The organism is Spiroplasma sp. hy2 (assembly GCF_044714365.1).
GTDB lineage: Bacteria > Bacillota_I > Bacilli_A > Mycoplasmatales > Mycoplasmataceae > Spiroplasma > Spiroplasma phoeniceum.
This window is the reverse complement of the sequence record NZ_RXFZ02000055.1, coordinates 1-5,773: the sequence shown is the minus strand read 5'-3', so window position 1 is coordinate 5,773 and position 5,773 is coordinate 1. Positions and strand designations below refer to the sequence as shown.

General features: G+C 24.1%; 10 protein-coding genes. 4 read left to right on the top strand and 6 right to left on the bottom strand.

Annotation, left to right across the window (positions count from 1 at the left end; all coding sequences use genetic code 4):
* The 4 genes from EHV01_RS02750 to EHV01_RS02735 form a co-directional block, all read left to right on the top strand.
* On the top strand, positions 1 to 474 hold a 474-nt coding region (locus tag EHV01_RS02750; RefSeq protein WP_422066096.1), incomplete at its 5' end, for a hypothetical protein.
* A gap of 393 nt (positions 475 to 867) precedes the next feature.
* Positions 868 to 1,050, top strand: coding sequence for a hypothetical protein (locus EHV01_RS02745; protein ID WP_422066095.1), 183 nt, complete (start codon positions 868 to 870; stop codon positions 1,048 to 1,050).
* A 15-nt stretch (positions 1,051 to 1,065) separates the two neighbouring features.
* Positions 1,066 to 1,671 (top strand): hypothetical protein, encoded by a 606-nt coding sequence (locus tag EHV01_RS02740; RefSeq protein WP_422066094.1) that lies wholly within the window; start codon positions 1,066 to 1,068, stop codon positions 1,669 to 1,671.
* A gap of 133 nt (positions 1,672 to 1,804) precedes the next feature.
* Positions 1,805 to 2,092 (top strand): hypothetical protein, encoded by a 288-nt coding sequence (locus EHV01_RS02735; protein ID WP_400249478.1) that lies wholly within the window; start codon positions 1,805 to 1,807, stop codon positions 2,090 to 2,092.
* Positions 2,093 to 2,297: 205 nt separating this feature from the next.
* Here the strand turns inward: EHV01_RS02735 and EHV01_RS02730 are convergent, their stop codons facing one another.
* The 6 genes from EHV01_RS02730 to EHV01_RS02705 all read right to left on the bottom strand — a co-directional run bounded on the left by EHV01_RS02730 (position 2,298) and on the right by EHV01_RS02705 (position 5,610).
* The gene (locus EHV01_RS02730; RefSeq protein WP_422066093.1) at positions 2,298 to 2,762 is read right to left on the bottom strand and encodes a hypothetical protein; all 465 of its coding nucleotides are present in this window, start codon (positions 2,760 to 2,762) and stop codon (positions 2,298 to 2,300) included.
* The gene (locus tag EHV01_RS02725) at positions 2,747 to 3,610 is read right to left on the bottom strand and encodes a recombinase RecT (RefSeq protein ID WP_422066092.1); all 864 of its coding nucleotides are present in this window, start codon (positions 3,608 to 3,610) and stop codon (positions 2,747 to 2,749) included. The genes EHV01_RS02730 and EHV01_RS02725 overlap by 16 nt, the downstream gene beginning before the upstream one ends.
* A gap of 2 nt (positions 3,611 to 3,612) precedes the next feature.
* The gene (locus tag EHV01_RS02720; RefSeq protein WP_422066091.1) at positions 3,613 to 4,299 is read right to left on the bottom strand and encodes a hypothetical protein; all 687 of its coding nucleotides are present in this window, start codon (positions 4,297 to 4,299) and stop codon (positions 3,613 to 3,615) included.
* A 3-nt stretch (positions 4,300 to 4,302) separates the two neighbouring features.
* Positions 4,303 to 4,440 carry a hypothetical protein gene (locus EHV01_RS02715; protein WP_338991263.1) on the bottom strand — a complete coding sequence of 46 codons (138 nt, stop codon included), beginning with the start codon at positions 4,438 to 4,440 and terminating at the stop codon, positions 4,303 to 4,305.
* A 1-nt stretch (position 4,441) separates the two neighbouring features.
* A complete protein-coding gene (locus EHV01_RS02710; protein ID WP_422066090.1) occupies positions 4,442 to 4,663 on the bottom strand; it encodes a hypothetical protein in 222 nt (73 codons plus the stop codon).
* A gap of 707 nt (positions 4,664 to 5,370) precedes the next feature.
* Positions 5,371 to 5,610, bottom strand: coding sequence for a hypothetical protein (locus EHV01_RS02705; protein ID WP_422066089.1), 240 nt, complete (start codon positions 5,608 to 5,610; stop codon positions 5,371 to 5,373).
* Positions 5,611 to 5,773: the final 163 nt, after the last annotated feature.

Below are 5,773 nucleotides of genomic sequence, written 5' to 3'. Positions count from 1 at the left end.
TATGATAAATGATTAAGTTATATTCAATCTGCTTGTTTATTAGCAGTTATAAATTGATATTTACCAAAAGGAGTTAATGATTTAACTGGTAGTGCTTCATTTTTACAAGGTGGAGTTGCTTACTCACAAACTAATGATCATGAGGCAAATGATACTATTACTCGTGATGTTAAAAATGCTTTAAAATTAGCCGGCGAAATAATTGATATTATATCTAGTAAAACAGTATCTAGACCTTATAATTATAGTTTAGATAATTATGCTCATTCATGAGAAGAAGAATATAAACATATTAGTAAAAAAACTTTTTATCCAACATTATTATTTTGACTAAAAGAACGATTACAAACAGATAATTCAATAAATATTACTTATCCAATTATTAATGATTTTTCTAAAATTGATTATAATGAATATATTAAATTAATAGTTCCATTTGATAATAACACGATTTATTATGAAGATAATGTCTAAAAAGCAAAACAAAGTGGTGATATTCCATCAGATGGTATTAAAGATAGTGATTTAGATAAAAATTATATTGATAAGCAAGATGGCAAATATATTGTAAAAACATCACAAGATTTATTAACTAATTATTATGGTGCAACTGCCATTGATAATTTTTTATTAGATAAACAAGATAAATTAGTAAGTGGGACAAACATTAAAACTATTAATGGTAATTCATTATTAGGAAGTGGTGATATTTCAATTAGTGGTGATAATGATTGAGAAGAAGTTGATACTAGTGATTTTAGAGTTGGTCAAATCGGATATAATATTCCTAATTTTGATAAAAAAAATTATATTTATAGAATTTGAGCTTCAGGAAAAAATAGCAAAGGGGATTTAAAGAGTCAAGGAATGTTGCAAACAAGGCGTAGTTTTACACAAACAATAGGTGTTATATATGATCAAATAGGTGTTAATAGTGCATGTTTAGCATTATCTATTAATCCTGATGGATTGATTAATATTGGAGTTAATGGTCCAGCAACATTTAAATCTTTGGGATTTGTGTTTATTGAAAGAAAAAAAGTAATTTAGGAAGGAATTAAATTAATGAAACAAGATAAAACAACTTGATTAAAAGGTGCCTTACCTTGAAATTGATTTAAGAAAGACCCTATTCCGACTTATAATTGAACTCATAAAGATATTAGAGAATGAGATAGAAAATATAAAATTCGTAGTTGGGTAGTTAGTTTTTATACATTAATATTTTTAGTATTAAATTGTTGATTAGAATATGGAATGATTAATGCAATAAAAGATAATATTAATTGATATAATTATGGTCAATATTGAGGTAATGGCATAGCAATATTATTAACACCTTTATTTACACATGGAATTCAAGGCATATTTGTTGCTAGTAGTAAGCCCAAAGTAGATATGAAAATTGATATTCCACGATTAAAAATATCTAAAATGGGATTAGTATTTACAATTTTACCTTTAATTACTTTAATAATTTCTTTAATTATAATTTGAATTGATAAATCAAAATGAAAAAAAGACCATTTAAGACATTGCTTAGATTGTCGGATTAATCCGCGAGTTATTCAGCCAAGAATAGCAAAACAATGAAATAATTTAGATGGCATAACAGAGGAAAAATTAAAAAATGTACAAAATGAAAATAACAAAGAATTAAATTTAAAATAAACTATATAATAAACTATATATTAGGGGTGGCAGATATTTTTTGGGTGGTTATATAGTTTAATTTATAAATTATTTTGTTCTGAAAGAATAGATGGCCACTGTTTGAGTAAGGATAAGAAAGGAATTAAATAAAATGAATGAAACATTAATGATTGCTTTACTTGTKTTAGCSGGTGCTGGTGGAATGGGTAGTCTTGGTATTCTTGGATTATCTGCTAAAAAAATTAAAAAATATAAAGCAGAAATTAGAGAATTAAGAACTGCTGTTATTGCCCACGAAAAACATTTACGAGGACCTGATTATGCAACAGAATTAGCATTAAAAACAGGTCAAATTAAAAATGTTAAAAAACAAGTTAAAGTAAATGACAAAAAACAAGCACAAAAAGATGCTATTCGAAAACTAACAAATAGTATTTAAAAAATAACCTTAATTGGTTATTTTTTATTTTTCTTTATTGTGTGTTATATAAAAATTAATAAGATGTTCTATTCGTTGTGAATAAGTANNAARTTTAAATTCATTTCAAACTTTTTGTTCATTTTCATTTAAGTAAATATTTATATTCCGAATTTTACAAGAATAATATTTTCCTGTTTTTTGATTAAATGAATGTTTCATAATGTTAACCCTCATAATTAGCAATAATAATTGCATCTCGTAAATGATTACTTATTTTTTTGTTATTATATTTTCAACCTTTACCATATTGATAAGTTAAATTAATATCTTTATCAAATTTCCATAAGCAACTATCATTATATTTACTTAAATTTTCCATATTTTTAACAACTGATTTAGTATTTTTTGGTGATACTCAATTAATAAAATATTTGTAAACAGATAATGCTCCTAATAATCTTAATAAATCATCTCTATCTTTACTTGCATTAGCAGATGTATATAAACAATCTTCAATATTAATTTTTTCTTCATAATCAAACAATTTATCATTAATAAATTCATATTGTTCTTTTCAATTTTTATTTATAAATTCTTGTTTATCTATTAATTTATTATTTTTATAAACAACAATAGCAGTAGTACCAGTTCCTGATGGGTCAATACCTATTTTTATCAATTGGCTCATTCCTCATCATTGTTATTATTAACTGCTGGTACTACATTTGATATATCTTCTTCTTTAACGACATTATTGTTAGTGTCCGATATTTCTGTATAAGATGGGGTATTTATATTATTTGATAAGGATTCATCGTTCATCTGCCCCTGATTTTTGGCGACAGTAATATCATTAAAAGGTATATAATCAAAATTACCATCTTCTTTTATTTGTTTTTCATCTAAATCAATATCATTAATATCAACGCCTAATTCTTGGGCTAATTTACGATATAATTTTGCTTCAACCATTTCTTTTGGTCATTTATTTCAAGGGGAATATTCACTATTTCCACTTGGACTACTATTTTTTAAACGGTCAATATCTGCTTTTCTTAATAAAATACCTTGATAATTAGCATTTTTATCTTTTGCAAAAGCATAAGCTCCAATAATATTTTCATATTGACTTGTATTTGTCATAAAATCTATTTCGTGTAGTTTTGGCTTTTGTAAATCAGTATCTCATACAAATTTTTCACTTTTATAAATAATTCCGCGTTTTAACATTCAATGTTCTTGTTCCATTCTTTTTTGAAAAACACCACTATCAATAATAGTTGTTAATTTATTTTTAAATGGAATAATATTAAAATCTTTTCCAAAAATTAAACCTTTATTACTTAAATTAATAATTCCTAAAGCTGTAATTTTTCCATTATCAGCATTACCAACTAAATTAATATAATTTTGATTATTTTTTAATTTTAGTTCTTGCAAAGCAATTAAATTTTCTTGTAAATATTTAGCATTAACATTTAATTCATATGTTTCAACTGCTGTTGCTATTAATTCTTTTATTCCTAAATTACTCATAATTATTTCACTCCTTTATTTATTTTAAAATTAATACCTTTAACTCCAATTAAATTAATATCTTTATTACTATCTCATTGTTCTTTAATTTCATTTTTAACAATTTGTTCATCAACAGTTAAATAATTTTTAATAAGATTAATAAGTTCTAATTTATCGACTTTTTGTAAAAAATCATCATTAATACCAATAACCTCAATATCTTTAATTAATAATTTTTCTTTACGAAAATTACTAGTAATAACTTTTAATTCTTGTTCTTGTTTTGCTACACTTTTAATTTCTAAAAATTGTTCTTTTTTATGAGTTTCAACAATTTCATTTTGTTTTTGAAATTGAATATTAATAACACTATTTTTTAAAAAATCATGATTATTCTTAATATTATTTTCTAAATTCAAAATATCTTTTCTAATAAAATTTAATTCATCTTTAAAATTTTTTATTAATTCTAATGGTTCTCTAAAAACATAATCAATTTTTGAAACTACTAATTTTAAATCTTTTAGTGATTGTGATTTATATCCTCCATTCATTAATCAAGCTTGTTGTCGATATATAAATTCTGCTAATTCTTGTCCATTTTCATCAATTCATTTTTTAATTGGTAATGCTTTTAAACTTAATTCTTTAAAATCATTTCCTTTTAAATAAAACGGATAAGTAATATTTTTAATTAAATCTGCCATTACTTAAATTTCCTCTAATTCCATTTCATTAATTAAATTATCAATATATTCATAAGCACTATCTTCTGAATGACATTCTTCTAATGCTAAATTAAATAAATCTTCTTCAGTATAAACATAACCGTTTTCATCTTTTCACATACTAATTTACCTCATTCTTTGCTATTAATATTTCTATTAATTTTCTTCCTTTTTGTTCTTTAACATTAAAATAAATTATTTCTTGATTTAATAAATATGATTCTTCATTTTTAATTAAATTAATATCATCATTAATATTTTCTTTTTGTCCTGTTTTATTATCAAATATATTAATATAAAAATCATTGTACATATATATTGATATTAGATTTTTGATGGTCATATTTACCTCCTATTTTTAACTTGCTGGCACTCACTCCCAAGTGAAAGTGCCAAAGCGAGAGTTAGTTATATAATTAAGTATTTATTTACTACGCCATCCGCTTCGCCGGGGGTGAGCGGTAGCGGTATGTTAATTGTTTGAATGTGTAAATTGTAAATGCAAATGTAGCACTTTTTATATGAATGAAAACCTTATTTTTAAGCTTAATAGTTATTTTAGTAATTAATTAACTAAAATAAGCCATAAAATAAAAGATATTTTTGCTTTAATTTTTATAAAAAATCTTTACAAATTTAAAAAGCTTGATTTTACAGTTTATAAAGTGCTACACTTCATAGTACAATTTACAATGTTTAATAATAGACAGTTGTTTTTTCTTTGTGGAGCCAGAGAGTTTTCTCTCTCTTCACCCACACCATTTCAGGTCAAAGCGTTCAGTTTTTAAAATAAATCTACTCGCACCTTGAAGAGCCTAATGCTGACTTTGTGGTTTTTAAACTGCTGCCACTTCTAAGAAGTAATATCTATCGCAAATTTATTTATAAAGTGACCATCTCAATATTTATTGTCGTTTGATGTTGACCTCGCACTTAACACGACTATCGCTTATTAAAGCGTCTATTATTTCCGGACTGATTACCGCTGGGCTAGACCGCCTCCTGTGGAATAAAAACACTTAGTTATTTAAAATAACCTTCCACACTGCATTAAGTTGTTTTATAAAATCAAAGTTTAAAAGAACCAGTTTTATCATCAAAGATAATTTTTGAATTTTCTAGTTTTTGATAAAATTGTTTTTGTGTTTTATCTTTTATTTTATTCAATAAATCTTTATGATTTTCACAAGTTCATAAAACTTTATTTGATAAAAATTGTTCAGTAATGAATGATATTGCTTTATAGCAGTTATCAATATCACATATTCTTTGTTGCTTATTAATTTCCATTACTCACCTCTTTCTTTGGTGTTATTTTTTTATTTATTAGCGAAATTAATTAATTGAAACAGAGAAAAGACAACACCTTAAATTAGGAGAAAAAACAGATACACTTTGTAAAGATTTCTAAGATATTTAATAAATGTGTAATACAACTTTTAAAAAGTTAARA